General features: G+C 72.1%; 12 protein-coding genes. 3 read left to right on the forward strand and 9 right to left on the reverse strand.

The window, feature by feature from the left end; genetic code table 11:
• Positions 1-55: 55 nt before the first annotated feature.
• From D5H75_RS27645 to D5H75_RS27680, 8 genes are all read right to left on the reverse strand, one after another.
• Positions 56-2,191 carry an amylo-alpha-1,6-glucosidase gene (locus D5H75_RS27645; RefSeq protein WP_119929475.1) on the reverse strand — a complete coding sequence of 712 codons (2,136 nt, stop codon included), beginning with the start codon at positions 2,189-2,191 and terminating at the stop codon, positions 56-58.
• A gap of 65 nt (positions 2,192-2,256) precedes the next feature.
• Positions 2,257-3,087: a phosphoribosylaminoimidazolesuccinocarboxamide synthase gene (locus D5H75_RS27650; RefSeq protein ID WP_119929582.1), complete on the reverse strand. Its 831-nt coding sequence runs from the start codon at positions 3,085-3,087 to the stop codon at positions 2,257-2,259.
• Between the two features lie 226 nt (positions 3,088-3,313).
• Positions 3,314-4,090, reverse strand: coding sequence for an alpha/beta fold hydrolase (locus D5H75_RS27655; RefSeq protein WP_119929476.1), 777 nt, complete (start codon positions 4,088-4,090; stop codon positions 3,314-3,316).
• 242 nt (positions 4,091-4,332) lie between these two features.
• On the reverse strand, positions 4,333-4,914 hold the full coding sequence (locus D5H75_RS27660; RefSeq protein WP_119929477.1) for a DUF3995 domain-containing protein: 582 nt from the start codon (positions 4,912-4,914) through the stop codon (positions 4,333-4,335).
• 57 nt (positions 4,915-4,971) lie between these two features.
• Complete coding sequence (gene glgB, locus D5H75_RS27665) at positions 4,972-7,206, reverse strand: 1,4-alpha-glucan branching protein GlgB (RefSeq protein WP_242454553.1); 2,235 nt, start codon at positions 7,204-7,206, stop codon at positions 4,972-4,974.
• Between the two features lie 87 nt (positions 7,207-7,293).
• The gene (locus D5H75_RS27670; RefSeq protein WP_119929479.1) at positions 7,294-8,664 is read right to left on the reverse strand and encodes a maltokinase N-terminal cap-like domain-containing protein; all 1,371 of its coding nucleotides are present in this window, start codon (positions 8,662-8,664) and stop codon (positions 7,294-7,296) included.
• Complete coding sequence (gene treS, locus D5H75_RS27675; RefSeq protein WP_119929480.1) at positions 8,661-10,370, reverse strand: maltose alpha-D-glucosyltransferase; 1,710 nt, start codon at positions 10,368-10,370, stop codon at positions 8,661-8,663. Before treS ends, D5H75_RS27670 begins: the two co-directional genes overlap by 4 nt.
• A gap of 76 nt (positions 10,371-10,446) precedes the next feature.
• Positions 10,447-12,540, reverse strand: coding sequence for an alpha-1,4-glucan--maltose-1-phosphate maltosyltransferase (locus D5H75_RS27680; protein ID WP_119929481.1), 2,094 nt, complete (start codon positions 12,538-12,540; stop codon positions 10,447-10,449).
• Positions 12,541-13,097: 557 nt separating this feature from the next.
• Here D5H75_RS27680 and glgP point away from each other — a divergent pair.
• From glgP to D5H75_RS27695, 3 genes are all read left to right on the forward strand, one after another.
• Positions 13,098-15,692 carry an alpha-glucan family phosphorylase gene (glgP, locus tag D5H75_RS27685; protein ID WP_119929482.1) on the forward strand — a complete coding sequence of 865 codons (2,595 nt, stop codon included), beginning with the start codon at positions 13,098-13,100 and terminating at the stop codon, positions 15,690-15,692.
• A gap of 297 nt (positions 15,693-15,989) precedes the next feature.
• Positions 15,990-17,681: a signal peptide peptidase SppA gene (gene sppA, locus D5H75_RS27690; protein ID WP_119929483.1), complete on the forward strand. Its 1,692-nt coding sequence runs from the start codon at positions 15,990-15,992 to the stop codon at positions 17,679-17,681.
• Positions 17,666-18,247, forward strand: coding sequence for a flavin reductase family protein (locus tag D5H75_RS27695; RefSeq protein ID WP_340137778.1), 582 nt, complete (start codon positions 17,666-17,668; stop codon positions 18,245-18,247). Before sppA ends, D5H75_RS27695 begins: the two co-directional genes overlap by 16 nt.
• A 117-nt stretch (positions 18,248-18,364) precedes the next feature.
• Here D5H75_RS27695 and D5H75_RS27700 read toward each other — a convergent pair whose 3' ends face one another.
• Complete coding sequence (locus D5H75_RS27700) at positions 18,365-19,273, reverse strand: ABC transporter substrate-binding protein (protein ID WP_119929584.1); 909 nt, start codon at positions 19,271-19,273, stop codon at positions 18,365-18,367.

The following is a 19,273-nucleotide window of genomic DNA, read 5'->3' on the forward strand; positions in this document are numbered from 1 at the left end:
CGGTCGCCATCGGTCGCGCGGGACGGCCGGCATGAGCCGCCAGGGACCGCCGCCGTCAGTCGCACGGGCCGGTCGCCGTCAGCGGCCGGCGCGGGGTGGTGATCAGCTCGATGCCCTCCGGCAGCCCCGGCGCGCGCGGGGGCCTCCCCTGCCGCGCCTCCACGTCGATCCGCGCGCCCGCCATCGGCAGCCCCGTGATCAGCACGTCCCCCAGCTCCTCGGGTACGGCGGGGGCGAGCCACACCTTCCCGTACGGCACCCACGGGTCGAACCGCAGCAGGCTCCGCAGGAGCAGGATCGGGGCCGCCGCCGCCCACGCCTGGGGCGAGCAGGACGTCGGGTACGGCACGGGCGTGCCGAACTCCGAGCGGTCGAACCCGCAGAACAGCTCGGGCAGCCGCCCCCCGAACGCCTCCGCGGCGTCGAGCAGGCCGAGGGTGACGCGCTGGGCCTCCTCCGCGAAGCCGTACCGGATCAGCCCGGCGACGATGATCGCGTTGTCGTGGGGCCAGACCGAGCCGTTGTGGTAGCTCATCGGGTTGTACGCGCCCATGCCGGAAGCCAGGGTGCGCACGCCGTACCCGGAGAACATCTGCGGCGACAGCAGGTGCTCGGCGACCGAGGCGGCCTTGTCCTCGTCGGCGATGCCCGTCCACAGGCAGTGGCCCATGTTGGAGGCCAGCGCGTCGATCGGCCGCCCGGCCCAGTCCAGGCCCACCGCGTAGTAGCCCCGGTCGGGCAGCCAGAACCGCTCGTTGAAGGCCCTCTTGAGCGCGGCGGCGCGGGCGGCGTAGTGCTCCTCGGCGGTGGCGTCGCCCTGCTCGTGCGCGAAGTGCATGCGGGCGATGTAGGCGGCGTAGACGTACCCCTGCATCTCGGCGAGCGCGATCGGGGCGCGGGCCAGGGTGCCGTCGGCGAAGTTGATCCCGTCGAAGGAGTCCTTCCAGCCCTGGTTGATCAGGCCCCGGTCGGTGCGCCGCCGGTAGGAGACGAACCCCTGGCCGTCCGCCGAGCGCTCGATCCACCCCAGGGCGGCGTCCGCGTGCGGGAGCAGGGCGTCCACCTCGTCCGTGTGCAGCCCCCAGCGGCGCAGCTCGCCGAGGAGCATCACGAAGAGCGGCGTCGAGTCCACCGATCCGTAGTAGGCGCGGGGCTCGGCGGCGGCGCTGTCCTGCGTGACGGTCATGCCGAACCGCAGCTCGTGCATGATCTTGCCGGGCTCCTCCTCGGTCATCGGGTCGTCGCGGCGGCCCTGGAGCCCGGCCAGCCGCCGCAGCGTGCCCAGCGCGAGGGACTGGTCCAGCGGCAGCGCCATCCACGAGGTGAGCAGCGAGTCGCGCCCGAACAGCGTCATGAACCAGGGCGCCCCGGCGGCGATCGTGGCCGGCTCCTCCTCGTCGAACAGCCGCAGCGCGCCCAGGTCCTCCCGCGACCGGCGCAGCGCCCGCGCCAGCCCCTGGTGCCGGGTGTCCACCCGCGGGCTCTCCCGCTCCCACTGGGCCAGCCTGCGCGCGGGCTCGGCCTGCTCGGGCGGGTGCTGCGCGGGGAACGTCGGCGGGACCTCCCGCCCGTTCATGATCGGATGGACCTGTACGGTGGCCCGCCAGCGGCCCCGCGCGGGCACCACCACCGGGAACGTCAGCAGCCCCGGGACGGCCTGCGCGTCCTCGGCCGTCACCCGCGCCCCGCGCGCCCGGCCCGGCGAGTAGAACCGCAGCGCGCCCCGCTCGGCCCCGCCCTCGACGTCGCCCACGTGCCGGACCCGGTCGGACTTGACCTCGAACAGGTCGGCCACGTCCGACCCGGCCAGCAGGGTGACCACGCAGGCCGCGGGCTCGCCGGCCATGTTGGTCAGCGTCACGTCCTCGCGCATGCCCGCCCCGACGTACCGTTCCCGCGTCACCAGGAGGGTGCTCTCCGCCCGCCCCGGGCGCGGCCGGGCCCGCCCCACGAACGTCGCGTGGTACGGCTCGGCCGGCAGCACCTGGAGCGGTTCCACCGGCTCGTCGTCCACCCGCAGCTCCCAGCGGCTCAGCAGGCGGGTGTCGGCGTAGTAGACCCCCTGGGCCCCGCCGGGGTGGATGTCACCGCTCCGCGCGCAGACGCAGAACGAGTTGCCCTCGACCAGCGTGACGTCGGCGGCCCCGATCGCGGTCGGCTGGCCCTCGAACGTCCATTCGTCGGCTCCCATGGTCCATAGCCTTACCCGCGCGGCTGATTCCCGTCAGCCCGACCAGGCAAGGACCGGGCGGCGTTCTACCAGCTTTCGCCCGTGATCCGCTCGTACGCCTCGATGTAGCGGGCGCGGGTGGCCGCGACGACATCGGCCGGGATCTCCGGCGCGGGATAGGTCTTGTCCCACCCGGTCCCGGCCGCCCAGTCGCGGACGTACTGCTTGTCGAAGGAGCGCTGCGGCCGGCCCGGCTCCCACTCGTCCAGCGGCCAGAACCTGGAGGAGTCGGGCGTGAGGACCTCGTCGCCGAGGACGAGCCCGCCGTCGGCGTCCCAGCCGAACTCCAGCTTGGTGTCCGCGATGATCACACCGCGCTCGCGGGCCAGCTCCGCGCCGCGCCGGTAGACCGCGAGGGTGGTCTCACGCAGCCGCTCCGCGATCTCCGCGCCCTCCTGGGCCACGACGTCGTCGTAGGTGATGAACTCGTCGTGCTCGCCCACCGCCGCCTTCGACGTCGGCGTGAACACCGGCGCGGGGAGCTGCGACCCCTCGGTCAGCCCCGGCGGCAGCGCCACCCCGGACACGGCCCCGCCGGCCCGGTACTCCCGCAGCCCGAGCCCCGCGAGGTAGCCCCGCGCGATGCACTCGACCTGCACCATCCTCAGCTTCCGCACGCGTACGGCGCGGCCGGCGAACTCGTGGGGCACGTCGGTCGCGGAGATCACATGGTTGGGCACGATGTCGGCCAGCCGCTCGAACCACCACAACGACAGCCGGGTCAGCACCTTCCCCTTGTCGGGGATCGGCGTGGGCAGGATCACGTCGTACACCGACACGCGATCCGACGCCACGAGGATCAGATCCCCGCCGTCCTCGTAGACGTCGCGCACTTTCCCGGAATGAACTAGCTCCACGACCGGCACTCGCCCTTTTCGCTGGTGGATTCTGGGGACGCCAGGCTAGCGGAGCCGTCTTCGCGCCCGGCGTACGGCTCCCGCCCGCGGCGCGGGGAGGGGGTGGCCCGGCGCGGGAAGGGCGGCCGGGGAAGGCGGCCGCGGCGCCGGGTACGCGGGGGGCCGCGGGTCCGGGAGCCGGTTCCGGGACGAGCCCGGGGCGGGCGCGAAGACGGGTCCGGGGCGGTCAGGCGCGGAAGAAGTCGCGCAGGACCGGGGCCAGGACGTCGAAGTCCACCTGGTGGGTCTGGCCCTCCAGGACGCGGTGCTCGGCGCCCTTGACGGCCTCGGCGATCTCACGGGCCGCCGCGTGCATGAACGGATAGGTCTCGCTCCCGGTCAGCACCAGGGCCGGCACGCCGATCACGGCGAACCGGCCGGCCGGGACCCGCCCGCCCTCGGCGTCGCCCATGACCGCCGAGTCGTGCGCGAGCGCCGGGCCCATCCGCTCCATGGCCGGGGAGCGCATGCCCTCGATGGCGTGGTCCGGCATGCCCACGCCCTTCATGAACAGGGCGACGGCGTCCCAGTCGCGCCCCTCGGCCAGGATCCGCGTCAGCTCGGCGTGGTAGGCGAGCGTGTCGCGGACCATCGCGGCGTCGTCGGGGTTGTAGGGCGGCTCGTAGGCCGCGACCTTGGCCACCCCGACGCCGGCGGCGGCCGCCTCCAGGGCCAGCCCGCCGCCGGAGGAGATCCCGTAGACGAAGGCCGTGCCGCCGGCCTCCCGGACCAGCGCCGCGATGTCCTCGACCTCGGCCTCCCGGGAGACCGGCGCGGGGGCGGTGCTCTCGCCGCGCCCCCGGCGGTCGTGGTTGTAGACCGTGAAGTCGGCGGCCAGCCGCTCGGCCAGCGGCGTCTGGTAGTGCCGGTCGCACAGCGCCCCGCTCACCAGGATCAGCGGCGGCCCGTCCCCGGCCCTGTCGTAGACGATCCGCGTGCCGTCCCGCGACGTCACCTCACCCATAAGGGCCTCCTCATCGTGGCCGTGCCGTGGCCGTCTCGTCGCCGTGCCGTGGCCGTGTCGCCGTGAGGTCCCCCGCCAGGGCCTCGCGACCCCACCGCGCGCCACTCTGCCACCCGCCACCGACATTTCCGCCCCGCCTTCCCGCGGGGGCGCCGGCCATTCGGCTCCGTCCCCGCGACGGCCGATCCCGCGCCGCGGGCGACGCCCCCGTGTCGCGGGATCGACCGATCACACCGGCGAGGTCAGCCGATGCCGAGGACGAGCATGGAGGCGGAGACGACGGCCGCCCCCAGGGCGCCCAGGAGGGCGGCGTGGCGCGCGGCCCGCGGGTCGGGGAGCAGGGGGCGGTGGGCCCGTGCGGCGAGGGCCAGGAGGACGCCGCCGAGGATGAACCAGGGGCCCCAGAGGAAGGTGTACCAGCGGACGACGGAGTCGATCTCCGGCGGCACCTCGCTCACGCCCGCCGCGATCAGCGCGCCCTGCCCGATGAACTGCAGTCCGTGCCAGGCCAGGAGGACGGCCGCGCCCCAGGAGGCCAGTTCCAGCAGGAGACTGGCCAGGCGGCCCCAGCGGCGGAGCAGGGCCAGCCCCAGCAGGCCGCCCGCGACCTTGAGCGCCGCCGTGACCCACAGGGTCGCCACGAACCAGGGCACGCGCCGTTCGGCCAGGTCCACCAGGGCCGGCGAGATCGTGGAGGTGATCCCGGACGTGCCGCCCAAGGCCCAGTAGACGCTGGGGGCGGCGAAGAGGAAGCCCCAGGCCGCCGCGCCGTACCCGGGCCAGCGCCGCGTCCGTCCCGCACTCGTGTCAGTCGCCTCGTTCACCCCGTCATCGTCCCGGGACCCCCTGCCCGCGGGCCTCCCCCACGGGCAGGGACCGGCTCACCCGGAAGGGGGAACCGGTGGCGGGACCGGGACGACCGGCGGCGGGACCTGGGCGATCGGCTCGGCCTCGACGGCCGCGCCCGGGGTCCCGGCGGCGGCGCCCGGCTCCGGGCGGAGCCAGACCGCGCCCAGCGGCGGCACCCGCATCGTCACGGAGTACGGCAGGCCGTGGCACTCCTCCTCGACCGCCTCGACCGCGCCCAGGTTGCCCACGCCGCTGCCGCCGTAGTCGTAGGCGTCGGTGTTGAGCACCTCGCGCCAGACCCCCGGCAGCGGCAGCCCCAGCCGGTACCCCTCGTGCGGCCCGCCGGCGAGGTTCACCACGCAGGCCAGCGGGTTCCCGGCCGCGTCCAGCCGGAGGAAGGAGATCACGTTGCCCCGGGCGTCGTCGGCGTCGATCCAGCGGAACCCCTCGGGGCGGTTGTCCACCTCGTAGAGGCTGGGCGTCTCGCCGTACAGCCGGTTGAGGTCGCGCACGAGCCGCCGCACGCCCTGGTGGTAGTCGAAGTCCAGCACCCACCAGTCGAGCCCGCGCTCCTCGGACCACTCGTTGCCCTGCCCGAACTCCGAGCCCATGAACAGGAGCTGCTTGCCCGGATGCGCCCACATGAACGCGTACAGCGCCCGGAGCTGGGCGAACCGCTGCCACTCGTCGCCGGGCATCTTGCCCAGCAGCGACCCCTTGCCGTGCACCACCTCGTCGTGCGACAGCGGCAGCACGTAGTTCTCGGAGAAGGCGTAGAGCAGCGAGAACGTCAGCTCGTGGTGGTGGTACTGGCGGAAGATCGGCTCGTGCCGGAGGTACGACAGGGTGTCGTGCATCCAGCCCATGTTCCACTTGAACCCGAACCCGAGCCCGCCCAGGTGGACCGGCCGCGTCACCCCGGGCCAGGCGGTGGACTCCTCCGCCACCGTGATGATCCCCGGCGCGCGCCGGTAGCAGACCGAGTTCATCTCCTGCAGGAACGACACCGCGTCCAGGTTCTCGCGCCCGCCGTACACGTTGGGGGTCCACTCCCCCTCGCGGCGCGAGTAGTCCAGGTAGAGCATCGAGGCCACGGCGTCCACGCGCAGCCCGTCGATGTGGAACTCCTCCAGCCAGAACACCGCGTTCGCGACCAGGAAGTTGCGCACCTCGCGCCGCCCGTAGTCGAAGACGAACGTGCCCCAGTCCGGGTGCTCGCCCCGCGCCGGGTCCGCGTGCTCGTACAGCGGCGTCCCGTCGAACCGCGCCAGCGCCCAGTCGTCCATCGGGAAGTGCGCGGGCACCCAGTCCAGCAGCACCCCCACGCCCGCCTGGTGCAGGCGGTCCACCAGGTGCCGGAACTCGTCGGGGTTCCCGAAGCGCGACGTCGGCGCGTAGTACGACGTGACCTGGTACCCCCACGATCCGCCGAACGGGTGCTCGGCCACCGGCAGCAGCTCCACGTGCGTGAAGCCCATGTCGCGGACGTACTCCACGAGCTGGTCCGCCAGTTCCAGGTAGGACAGCCCCGGCCGCCACGACCCCAGGTGCACCTCGTAGACGCTCATCGGCTCGCTGATCGGGGTACGGCTCGCGCGCCGGTCCATCCACGCGCCGTCGCCCCAGGCGTACGACGAGGTGAAGACCACCGACGCGGTCGCCGGGGGGTGCTCGGTGGCCTGCGCCATCGGGTCGGCCTTGGTCCGCCACGTGCCGTCGGGCCCGAGGATCTGGAACTTGTACCGCGCGCCGTCCCCGACGCCGGGGACGTACAGCTCCCACACGCCGCTGGAGCCGAGCGAGCGCATCGGGAACCCGGTCCCGTCCCAGTGGTTGAAGTCGCCCACGACCCGCACGCCGCGCGCGTTGGGGGCCCACACCGCGAAGGCCGTGCCGCCCTCGTGCGCGTGCGCGCCGAGCACCTTCCACAGCTCCTCGTGGCGGCCCTCCCCGATCAGGTGCAGGTCCACCTCGCCCAGGGTCGGCCAGTGCCGGTAGGGGTCGTCGGTCTCGTGGGGCTCCGCGCCCTCGTAGGTCACGCGCAGCCGGTAGTCCGGCACCTTCTCGCCGGGGACCGTGGCCTCGAACACGCCGTTGTGCACGTGCTTCATGGGATACGCGTGCTCGCCGACGATCACCTCGACGGAGGTGGCCAGGGGGCGCAGCGCGCGGACGACGATCCCGCCGGGGCCCGGGTGGGCGCCGAGGATCGAGTGGGGGTCGTGGTGGGCGCCGCCGACTAGGCGGTCGATCTCCTCAGTGTTCACACCGGCGTTCACGGTCGAACGGATCCTCCCTGCCGCAGAGTCCGACGTTCTTACCCTCTCCGATAAGTGCCGTTACATGCGGACTGATCACGGCTGGCGGTATTCCTCCAGGGAGCCCAGCGGGATGCGCAGCCAGGAGGGCCGGTTGCGCGCCTCGTAGAGCACCTCGTAGACCGCCTTGTCCAGTTCCAGCGCGCGCAGCAGGACCGCGTGGTCGCGCGGGTCGGTGCCGCCCGTGGCGTACCCGTTCATGAAGGCCGCCCGGTTGTGCGCCGCCCACTCGGCGGCGCGGGCCTCCTCCAGCGCCTGGTCCGAGCCCGCCGCCGGCTCGGCCGCGCCCGCCTCGGGGACGAGCAGGTGCCGGGCGGCGTACTCGAACGAGCGCAGCATGCCCGCCACGTCGCGCAGCGGCGAGGACAGCGCGCGCCGCTCGGCCAGGGGCTGCCCCGGCTCGCCCTCGAAGTCGAGCACGACCCACCGGTCGGTGGTGCGCATGACCTGCCCGAGGTGGTAGTCGCCGTGCACCCGCTGCACCGTCTCGGCGCGCCCGAGCATCGCGAGCGCGTCGAACACCCGCATGATCCCCTCGGCGTACGGAGCCATCTCCGCGACCTCCGAGAGCGCGTGCTCCAGGCGCTTGTGCATGCCGGTGGCCAGCAGCACCAGGTCGTCGCGGTCGAGCTCCCCGGTGGGGAACGCGGCCGCGAGCTCCTGGTGCACCTCGGCGGTCGCCGCGCCCAGCCGCTCGGCCTCGGCCGCGAAGTCGCCGCCCACGTCCGCCGCCCCCAGCCCCTCGGGGGAGGCGTAGAAGTCGCGCACGCTGGTGGTGGCCAGCGACCATCCGTCGCTGGCCCCCGCCAGGAACTCCTGCAGGATCGCGCAGGTCGTCCCCTCCAGCTCGATGTGGCCGTACGGCCTGGCGACGTGCGGCGAGCCCCGCTCCGCCAGCGCCGAGACGATCTCCAGCTCGGGGTTCAGCCCCGCGTTGAGGCGGCGGAACAGCTTAAGTATGTAGATGTCCCCGAACACCAGCGAGGTGTTGGACTGCTCGGCGGTGACCACCAGGCTGCGCAGGTCGGTCCGGAGCCCGGCGTCGCCCCGGAACCGCAGGCCGCCGAAGTCCTCGCCACCGGACATGGCCCGCAGCAGCAGCCGCGTGAGCGCCGTGTCGTGCAGCCCGTCGTACGCCACGGCGGTCCGGCCGGCGAACTCCACCGGCCCGATCTCCACGTGGCGCAGCCGATCCGGCAGTTCCGCGCGCAGCCCCACCAGGAGCTGGTAGTGGTCGACGTTCTCGCCCTGGCGTACGGCCAGCACGAGGTGCCGCATCCCCGGGTCATCGTCGGTGAGCTCGATGTCGGAGATGACGGTGAGTTCGTCGATCGCGCGTCCCTTGCCCGCGAACCACCGTTGTCCCGAGATCCATCCGGCCAGGAGCGCTTGAAGGGAAGTCGTCACGTCTCCTCTGCACTGTGCTTGGTCTGCGGCAGGGTGAACCAGTAGAAGCCATGCCCCGGCAAAGTGAGCAGATACGGCAATTCACCAATTGCCGGGAACTGAACTCCGCCCATGCATTCCACCGGTGTCACCCCCTCAAACCGCCGCAGATCGAGTTCGACGGGCTGCGGGAACCGCGAGAGGTTGTTCACGCAGAGCACGCGGTCGCCGTCCATCTCCCGGACGTAGGCCAGAATGCTCGGGTTGGAGCAGGTCAGCTCCGTGAAGTCGCCCAGCCCGAAGACCGGGTGGCGCTTGCGGATCTGGATCATCTTCCGGGTGAAGTGCAGCAGCGATCCCGAGTGCTTCTGCTGCGCCTCGACGTTGATCGCCTGGTACCCGTAGATCGGATCCATGATCACCGGCAGGTAGAGGCGGCCGGGGTCGCAGTCGGAGAACCCGGCGTTGCGGTCCGGGGTCCACTGCATCGGCGTGCGCACGCCGTCCCGGTCCCCCAGCCAGATGTTGTCGCCCATCCCGATCTCGTCGCCGTAGTAGAGCACCGGCGAGCCCGGGAGCGACAGCAGCAGCGCGGTGAACAGCTCGATCTGATCGCGGTCGTTGTCCAGGAGCGGCGCCAGCCGCCGCCGGATGCCGACGTTGGCGCGCATGCGCGGGTCCTTGGCGTACTCCGCGTACATGTAGTCGCGCTCCTCGTCGGTGACCATCTCCAGGGTCAGCTCGTCGTGGTTGCGCAGGAAGATGCCCCACTGGCAGTGCTCGGGGATCTTCGGGGTCTGGGCGAGGATCTCGGAGATGGGGTACCGCTGCTCCCGCCGCACGGCCATGAAGATGCGCGGCATGAGCGGGAAGTGGAACGCCATGTGGCACTCGTTCCCGCCGGTCACCGGGTCGCCGAAGTACTCCACGACGTCCGCCGGCCACTGGTTGGCCTCGGCCAGCAGCACCCGGTCGGGGTAGAGCCGGTCCACCTCGGCCCGGACCCGGCGGAGGTACTCGTGCGTCTCCTTGAGGTTCTCGCAGTTGGTGCCCTCCCGTTCGTACAGGTACGGGATGGCGTCCATGCGGAACCCGTCGATGCCCAGGTCCAGCCAGAACCGCAGGACCTCCAGCATCGCGTCCTGAACGGCTGGATTGTCGTAGTTCAGGTCGGGCTGGTGGGAGAAGAACCGGTGCCAGTAGTACTGCCCGCGCACCGGATCGTGCGTCCAGTTCGACGTCTCCGTGTCCACGAAGATGATCCGGGCGTCCTTGTACGGCTCGTCGGTGTCCGACCAGACGTAGAAGTCGCCGTACGGGCCCGTCGGGTCGTGGCGCGAGGCCTGGAACCACGGGTGCTGGTCGCTGGTGTGGTTCATGACCAGGTCCGCGATGACCCGCATGCCGCGCTTGTGGGCCTCCTCGACCAGTTTCACGAAGTCGCCGAGGTCCCCGAACTCCGGAAGGATCTTCAGGTAGTCCGAGATGTCGTAGCCGCCGTCGCGCAGCGGGGACTCGTAGATGGGCAGCAGCCAGAGGCAGTCCACCCCGAGCCACTTCAGGTAGTCGAGCTTCTGGATCAGGCCGCGGATGTCCCCGGTCCCGTCTCCGCTGGAGTCGTAGAACCCGCGGATCAGGACCTCGTAGAAGACGGCGCGCTTGTACCAGTACGGGTCTCGGGGCTGCTCCTCGTCGAAGGTGTCCGGGACCGGTCCAGAGTCGGGCACTGTCGGATTCGCCACTGCGTCTCGCTCCGCTGGGTGAGTGGGCTTCTCAGCTCGCTCAGAGGCTCGCTGTCCGAGGTCAACGATGGTTCGAGAAGGGCGCTCGAACGGTGAACACGTGGGCGGGATGGGCCCTCGGGTCCAGGCGCACGTAATTCGACTGACGCCAGCGGTAGGACTCCCCCGACATCTCGTCGTCCACGACGAACTCCGAGTGCCAGTCGAGCCCCAGGGCCGGCATGTCCAGCGACACTGTCGCCTCGCGGACGTTGTGCGGGTCCAGGTTCACGACCACCAGGACCACGTCCCCGGGGGCCCGCCGCCGGGTCGCGGCGTCGTAGGCGCCCGGCAGCCGTTTGGAGTAACAGATGATCTCCGGCTGGTCGGAGCCGTGGAAACGTAGGTTACGCAGTTCCTGGAGGGCGGGGTGGGCCCTGCGGAAAAGATTGAGGTGGGTGATGAAGGGGGCGAGACTGCGGCCCTCGCGTTCGGCCGCCACCCAGTCCCGGGGTTTGTACTGATACTTCTCGCTGTCGAGGTACTCCTCGCTGCCGGGGCGAACCGGGACGTTCTCACACAGTTCATAGCCCGCGTAGACGCCCCAGGTGGGGGACATGGTGGCGGCGAGGACGGCCCTGATCTTGAAGGCCGGGGCGCCGCCGTGCTGAAGATACTCGTGCAGGATGTCGGGCGTGTTGACGAACAGGTTCGGCCGCATGAAATGCGCGGTGCCGTGCGCCAGCTCGCCGAGGTACTCCTCCAGCTCCTGCCGGGAGTTCCGCCAGGTGAAGTAGGTGTAGGACTGCTGGAAACCGATCTTGGCCAGCGTGTGCATCATCGCCGGGCGGGTGAACGCCTCGGCCAGGAAGATCGCGTCCGGGTCGGTGGTCCGGATCTCGCCGATCAGCCGCTCCCAGAAGGCCACCGGCTTGGTGTGCGGGTTGTCCACGCGGAAGATCCGCACGCCGTGGTCCATCCAGTGCCGCACGACCCGCAGGACCTCGGCGTAGATGCCCTCGGGGTCCCGGTCGAAGTTCACCGGGTAGATGTCCTGGTACTTCTTCGGCGGGTTCTCGGCGTAGGCGATCGAGCCGTCCGCCCGCTCGGTGAACCACTCGGGGTGCTCCTTGACCCACGGGTGGTCCGGGGAGCACTGCAGCGCCAGGTCCAGCGCCACCTCCAGGCCCAGTTCCCGCGCGCGGCCCACGAACGCGTCGAAGTCCTCGATCGTGCCCAGGTCCGGGTGGATCGCGTCGTGCCCGCCGTCCCGCGACCCGATCGCCCAGGGCGACCCCGGGTCGTACGGCTCGGCGTGCAGCGTGTTGTTGCGCCCCTTGCGGTTGGTCGTGCCGATCGGGTGGATGGGCGGCAGGTAGACGACGTCGAACCCCATCCGCGCGACCGCCGGCAGCCGGTGCGCGGCCGTGCGGAAGGTCCCGGACCTGGGCGGCGCGTCCTCCTCGACGATCGCGCCCTCCGACCGGGGGAAGAACTCGTACCACGAGCCGTAGAGCGCGCGGCGGCGCTCGACCAGCACGGGGAACTTCGCGGACTTGGTGACCAGGTCGCGCAGCGGGTGGGCGGCCAGCAGCGAGGCGGTCTCGGCCGACTGGGCGTAGGCCAGCCGGGCGCGCGGGTCCAGGTCGTCGTCGCGCAGGCGGGCGGCGACCTCCAGCAGCGCGGCGCGGTGACCGCACTCCCGGGTGCCCGCCCGCGCCCCGGCGCTCGCCGCCGCGCGGGGCTCCGCGGCGCTCTCGGGGTCCGCCGGGCAGTCCGCCGCGCGCACGGCCTTGGCCGCGCGTTCGAAGAGCAGGGCGCCCTCCTCGCACATGAGGTCCACGTCCATGCCCCTGGGGATCTTGATCCCGGCGTCGTGCAGCCAGGTGGCGATCGGGTCGCCCCAGGCCTCCACGTGGAAGCGCCAGGTGCCCTCGTCACGCAGGGTGACTTCGGCCGCCCAGCGGTCGGTGCCCTCGGCGACCTCGCGCATGAACGTCAGGCGTCCCCGTCCCCCCTCGGGGGACGTGAGGACCACGCCGGCCGCCACCGCGTCATGACCCTCGCGGAAGACTGTGGCGCTGATCTGGAAGGTCTCGCCGGCGGCCGACTTGGCGGGCCACCGGCCGCAGTCGACGACAGGCTGGATGTCGAGGATTGGTATACGTCCGATCATCGCTACTCACGGTAATGGCGGCGCGGGCACGCCGCCGCGGGTACGGGCAGGTGTTGATCTTCGGGGCACACGTCTCGTCGGGACCGGACCTCCCGGAGGACGCCCAATCGTCTCTCCTCATCTGCTTACCGCAAAGACGGCATCTCACACGCGACGCGCCGGGCGGGACGAGCGGGAGGAACCGGGGCAACCGGCGAAACCAGGAGAAGTAGCCTAAGTGTCCCCTTCACGGTCCGCCCAGACTCTCTTACGCTCTGTATGTAAGGACTACCTGTGCGAGAGGATCCTAGTCATGATCACGCCGGGCTGCGGGCAGTGTGACTGCTTCCTGTACGAGGAGAAGCAGGTCATTCTGAGCACCGCGCAGGATTGATCGTCGTTTTCCGGGGAACGCGCCCTCCGATCGCTTCGGCGGGCGCGTTCGAACGTCTGGCCGCCGGGCGATTTCAGCATGCCCTTTTCGCGGCGAATTCCAAGGATTTCCGGACCCCCGTGCCCCTGGCCTGAACCGTGTTTCGGTCGCCCGTGACGCGGGGGACTAACTAAGGTCGGGAAACGTGAGAGCTATCCGACGGTTCACGGTCCGCACAGTCCTGCCCGAACCGCTCGCCCCGCTCAGCGAGCTCGTGCTCAACCTGAGGTGGTCCTGGCACCCCGAGACGCTGGACCTGTTCGAGGAGGTCGATCCCGAGGTCTGGGCCCGGGTCGGCCACGACCCGGTCGCGCTGCTCGGCGCGGTCGAACCCGCGAGGCTGGAGGAGCTCTCGCGGGACCGCCGCTTCCTGCGCAGACTCGCCGACGCCGCCGACGACCTCCGCGACTACATGAGCGCCCCACGCTGGTACCAGACGCTGGACGACGGCCCCCGCGCCATCGCCTACTTCTCTCCCGAATACGGCATCACCTCGGCCCTCCCGCAGTACTCCGGGGGCCTGGGCATCCTGGCCGGCGACCACCTCAAGGCCGCCAGCGACCTGGGGGTGCCGATCCTGGCCGTGGGCCTGCTCTACCGGCACGGCTACTTCACCCAGTCGCTCTCGCCCGAGGGCTGGCAGCTCGAGCACTACCCCTCCCTCGACCCCGGCGGCCTGCCGCTGACGCAGCTCCGCGAGGAGGACGGCTCCGCCGCGCGCGTCCGCATCAGCCTGCCCGAGGGCCGTACCCTCACCGCCCAGATCTGGGTCGCGCAGGTCGGCCGCGTGCCGCTGCTGCTGCTCGACTCGGCCGTGGCCGACAACGACGCCGCCGCGCGCGACGTCACCGACCGGCTGTACGGCGGGGGCACCCACCACCGGCTCCTCCAGGAGATGCTGCTCGGCATCGGCGGCGTGCGGGCCATCCGCACCTACTGCCGGATCACCGGGCACGCCGAGCCCGAGGTGTTCCACACCAACGAGGGCCACGCCGGGTTCCTCGGCCTGGAGCGCATCCGCGAGCTCACCGAGTCGCGCATGACGTTCGACGAGGCCCTGGAGGCCGTGCGCGCGGGGACGGTCTTCACCACCCACACGCCCGTGCCCGCCGGCATCGACCGCTTCCCGCGCGACCTGGTGGAGAAGCACTTCGGCGGGGACAACTCCTGGCCGACCGTGCCGGTGGACCGCATCCTGGAGCTGGGCGCGGAGCCCGCCGAGGAGGGCGACCGCGACGTCTTCAACATGGCGGTCATGGGCATGCGCCTGGCCCAGCGCGTCAACGGCGTGTCCGAGCTGCACGGCGAGGTCAGCCGCGAGATGTTCGCCGGGCTCTGGCCGGGCTTCGACGTCCACGAGGTGCCGATCGGCTTCATCACGAACGGCGTCCACGCGCCCACCTGGGTCGGCCGCGAGGTGATGGAGCTGGCCGGGCGCGAGCTGCCGTCGGTGGTGTCGCGCGGCCAGGGCTGGGACGCCGTGGACCGGCTGTCCGACTCCGACATCTGGGAGATCCGCGGCCGGCTGCGCGAACGCCTCGTGCTCGCCGCCCGCGACCGGCTCCGCGCCTCCTGGCGGGCGCGCGGCGCCTCCCCGACCGAGCTGGGCTGGATCGACCAGGTCCTCGACCCGGGAGTGCTCACCATCGGCTTCGCCCGCCGCGTCCCGTCGTACAAGCGGCTCACGCTGATGCTGCGCGACCCCGAGCGGCTGCGCGAGCTGCTGCTCGACGAGGCCAAGCCGGTGCAGATCGTGATCGCGGGCAAGGCCCACCCGGCCGACGAGGGCGGCAAGAAGCTCATCCAGCAGATCGTCAAGTTCGCCGACGACCCGGCCGTGCGGCACCGCATCGTCTTCCTGCCCGACTACGACATGGCCCTGGGCCAGCTCCTCGTGCAGGGCTGCGACGTGTGGATGAACAACCCGCTGCGGCCCCTGGAGGCGTGCGGCACCTCCGGCATGAAGGCCGCGCTCAACGGCGGCCTCAACCTGTCCATCCGGGACGGGTGGTGGGACGAGTGGTACGACGGCAACAACGGCTGGGCGATCCCCACCGCCGACGGCGTCACCGACCCCGAGCGCCGCGACGAGCTGGAGGCGGCCGCCCTCTACGACCTGATCGAGCGCGAGGTGTCCGACCGCTTCTACGACCGGGACGGCGACGGCCCGCCGCGCCGCTGGCTGGAGATGGTCAAGCACACCCTGCGCTCCCTCGGCCCCAAGGTGCTGGCCGGGCGCATGCTCCGCGACTACGTCGTGGACCTGTACGCCCCGGCGGCGGCCTCGGCCCGGGCGCTCAGCGCGGACGCGTTCGAGCCCGCCCGCGCCTTCGCCGCCTGGAAGCTCCGCGTCAGCCGCGCCTGGCCGGGCGTCCGCGTGGAGCACGTGGAGACGAGCGGCCTCGGCGAGACCCCCCAGCTCGGCTCCTCCCTCCTCATGGAGGCGACCGTGAACCTGGGCGACCTCTCGCCGGACGACGTGGCCGTGGAGGCGGTCTTCGGCCGCGTCAGCGCGCAGGACGAGCTGATCGACCCCAGCTACTCGGCGCTGAAGCTCGAATCCGCCGGCGACGACGCCCGGGCCCACTACTCGGGCACCGTCCCGCTGGACCGGACCGGCTCCTTCGGCTACTCGGTCCGGGTGGTCCCCGCCCACCCGCTGATGGCCTCGCCCGCCGAGCTGGGCCTCATCACCCTCCCCGAGGAGCCGGCGGGCATGACCAACGGCACCCTCCGCTGAACCCCGCCCCGCCGTACCCCGAACCCTCGTACGGCGGGGCCCGCTCCCCCAGCCCCTGGCCCGCGCCCCGCACCCCGCGCTTCCGAAGCCCGCCACCCTGAGCCCCGCCTCCCGGAGCCCCGCCTCCCGGAGCCCCGCCTCCCGGAGCCCCGCCTCGCGGCGTACCGAGGACCGGCGTACCGGGGCCCTGCTCCGGAGCGCGGGAGCGGGGGGTGGAAGTCGGGTGTTGGGGGCGGGTTCGGAAGGGGATGCCGTATGGGTCGGCGGGGCGGGCGATGCGGAGAATAGGCTGATCTCATGGACGCGGTGAAGGTGATCAAGGAGCTGGGACTGCGGCGCGCGAGTCCGCTGGTCCTGGAGCTGGACCTGACCGAGGGGCTGATCGAGGGGCCGCCGGCCGATCCGCTGAGCGCGCTGCTCAGCATGCGCAAGCCCCGGCTGACCGACGTGCTGGACGCCCTGCGCAGGGCCCGGTCCGACGAGCGGGTGAAGGCGCTGATCGTCAAGATCGGCGGCCCGCGGGTCGGGCTGGCGAGCGTGCAGGAGCTGCGCGCCGCCGTGCGCGCCCTGCGCGACGCGGGCAAGCTGACCGTGGCGTTCTCCGAGTCGTTCGGGGAGTTCGGGCCCGGCACGATCCCCTACTACCTGGCGAGCGCCTTCGACCGCGTCTACCTCCAGCAGTCCGGCGACGTGGGGCTGACCGGCGTCGCGGTCGAGGAGAAGTTCTTCCACGACGCGCTGGCCAAGGCGGGCGTGCGGGTGCAGCTCGGGCAGCGCCACGAGTACAAGACCGCCGCCAACACCTACACCCGGAACCACATGACCGACGCGCACCGCGAGTCGGTGACGCGCCTGGCCGAGTCCGTGATCGAGCAGGTCGTGGAGGCCGTCTCCGAGGGGCGCGGGCTCACCCGGGAGCGGGTGCGCGAGCTGATCGACCAGGGGCCGCTGCTGGCCGAGGAGGCCAAGGACGCCGGGCTGGTGGACCGGCTGGCCTACCGCGACGAGGTCTACGACGAGGTCCGCTCGGCGGCGGGGCACGACAGCCGCCTGCTCTACGTGTCGCGCTACGCCAAGCTGCACGGACTGGGCCGCAAGCTGCCGCACCCGAAGGAGAAGGTCGTCGCGCTGGTCCACGGCACGGGCGTGATCCGGCTCGGCCGCAGCGGGCGCAGCCCGCTCGGCGGGCCCGGCGCGATGGGCTCCGACACGATCTCGGCGGCCCTGCGGGCGGCGCGGCGCGACGAGCGCGTCAAGGCGATCGTCTTCCGCGTGGACAGCCCAGGCGGCTCCTACGTCGCCTCCGACACCATCTGGCGCGAGGTCACCCTCGCGCGCCGGGCGGGCAAGCCGGTGATCGTGTCGATGGGCGACCTGGCGGCCTCCGGCGGCTACTTCGTGTCCGCCGGCGCGGACGTCATCGTCGCGCAGCCGGGCACGCTCACCGGCTCCATCGGGGTCTTCGGCGGCAAGCCGGTCATCAAGGACCTGCTCGAACGCCTCGGGGTGACCACCGACACCGTGGACCTGGGCGCGAACGCCGGGATGTTCTCCACCTCGCGCGAGTTCTCCGACGCCCAGTGGGACCGCCTGAACGGCTGGCTCGACCGGGTCTACGCCGACTTCGTGGGCAAGGTCGCCGCCGGGCGCGGCATGACCGCCGAGCGCGCCGGCGAGCTGGCCCGCGGCCGGGTCTGGACCGGCGCCGACGCCCGCGCGAACGGGCTGGTCGACGAGCTGGGCGGCCTGGAGGACGCGCTGAACCTCGCGCGCAAGCGGGCCGACCTGCCCGCCGACGCCCCGGTCCGGACATATCCGCGCATGCACCCGCTCGACCGGCTGCGCCCGGCCGAGTCCAGCGAGGACCGCACGGCCGCCGCCGCGAGCCTGCGCATCGAGGCGTGGGGCCCGCTCGCCGCCGTGGCCACCCGCCTGGGCCTGCCGTCCTACGGTCCCCTGGTGCTCCCCGGCTGGTGGACGATCCGCTGACGATGGACCACATGAACGGCACGGCGGGCGATGAGCCGGTCCCGGGCCCGGCGTCGGTCTCCCCCGGAGGCACGGGCGGCGGGCCGCCGGACGGCTTCGTGGAGTCGATGGCGCAGCTCGCCGCCGGGGTCGGGGTCGTGTGCGTCCGCGACGGCCGCGACGACCTCGGCGTCACGGTGACGGCGCTCACCTCGATCTCGCTCGACCCGCCCCTGTTCATGGTCAGCCTGGCCACCGCGTCGTACGTCAGCGAGGTGCTGGACCGCGTGGACCGCTGGGCGGTGTCCCTGCTCGGCGGCTCCCAGGCGACGATCGCGAGCCGCTTCGCCAGCAAGGGCCGGCCCGGCGCCCGCCTCCTCCTCGCCGGCACCCCGCACCACCGGGGCGCGGCCAGCGAGGCCCTGATCGTCGAGGGCGGGGTCGCGGCCCTCGAATGCGAGACCGTCCAGCGGGTGACCGCCGGCGACCACACCCTGTTCATCGCCCGCGTCCTCGCCGTGCCGTACGTCGAGGACACCCGCCCGCCCCTGCTCCGCCTCCGCTCCCGCTACCGCGCCCTCTCCTGACCGGAGGGAGCACCGCGCGGGCCCCTCGTACGGCCGCCGGGGCCGAGGGCGGGGCTCCCACCGCGGAAAGAGAGAAGGGGTACGACGTGCGCCGTACCCCTTCCGATCGACGGGTCTCTACAGGAGGCCGCTCTTGGTGAGCCAGTCCTTGGCGACCGCGGGCGGGTCCTCCTTGTCGATGGCGATGCGGCGCATCATGTCCACGAGCTGCTGGGTGTCGAGCTTGGCCGAGACCGCGTTCAGCGTGGTGCGCAGGGTGTCGTTCGCGCCGGCCTTGTGGACCAGCGGCGTGATGTTCTGCGAGCTGAAGACGTTCTTCGGGTCCTCCAGCGAGACCAGGTCGTTCGCGATGATCTTGGGGTCGGTCGTGAAGACGTTGCCCGCCTGGATCTCGTCGCTCTTGAGGGCGTCCGGGGTCGCGTCGCCGGTGGGCTTCCAGCTCTTGAAGGTCAACCCGTAGGCGTCCTTGAACTGGGCCTCGCGGCGCTGCTTGAACTCCGGCGGGCCGCCGACCACGAAGTCCTTGGAGACCTTGGCCAGGTCCGCGATGGACTTGAGGTTGTGCTTGGCCGCCGTGGCCTTGGTGACCGTCAGCGAGTCCTTGTCCTCGGCGGCCGAGGACTCCAGGATCTCCAGCTCGGCCGGGAGCTTGCTCTTGAGCGCGGTGTTGACCTCGTCCTTGGAGGTCGCGGTGGCGGTCTTGTCTATGTAGGCGAGCAGGGCCCCGTTGTACTCGGGGAGCACCGTGAGGGCGCCGCTCTTCACCTGGTCGTAGTAGTTCTCGCGGGTGCCGATGTTGAACTTCTCCTCGACCTGCACGCCCTTGGCCTGCAGGGCCTGGGAGTAGATCGAGGCGAGAAGGACGTTCTCGGGGAAGTTGGCCGAGCCGACCACGACCTTGCCGGGAGCGGCCTTGGCGGTGTCGGCGGGCTTCTGCAACGGGTCCTTGCCGGACTGGCCCCCGCACGCGGACAGCGTCATCGCGGCGGCGATCAGGAGCGCCGCTCCACGGAGGACGCGCTTCAT

The sequence above is a fragment of the Bailinhaonella thermotolerans genome (assembly GCF_003594875.1).
In the GTDB taxonomy this organism is placed as follows: Bacteria; Actinomycetota; Actinomycetes; order Streptosporangiales; family Streptosporangiaceae; genus Bailinhaonella; species Bailinhaonella thermotolerans.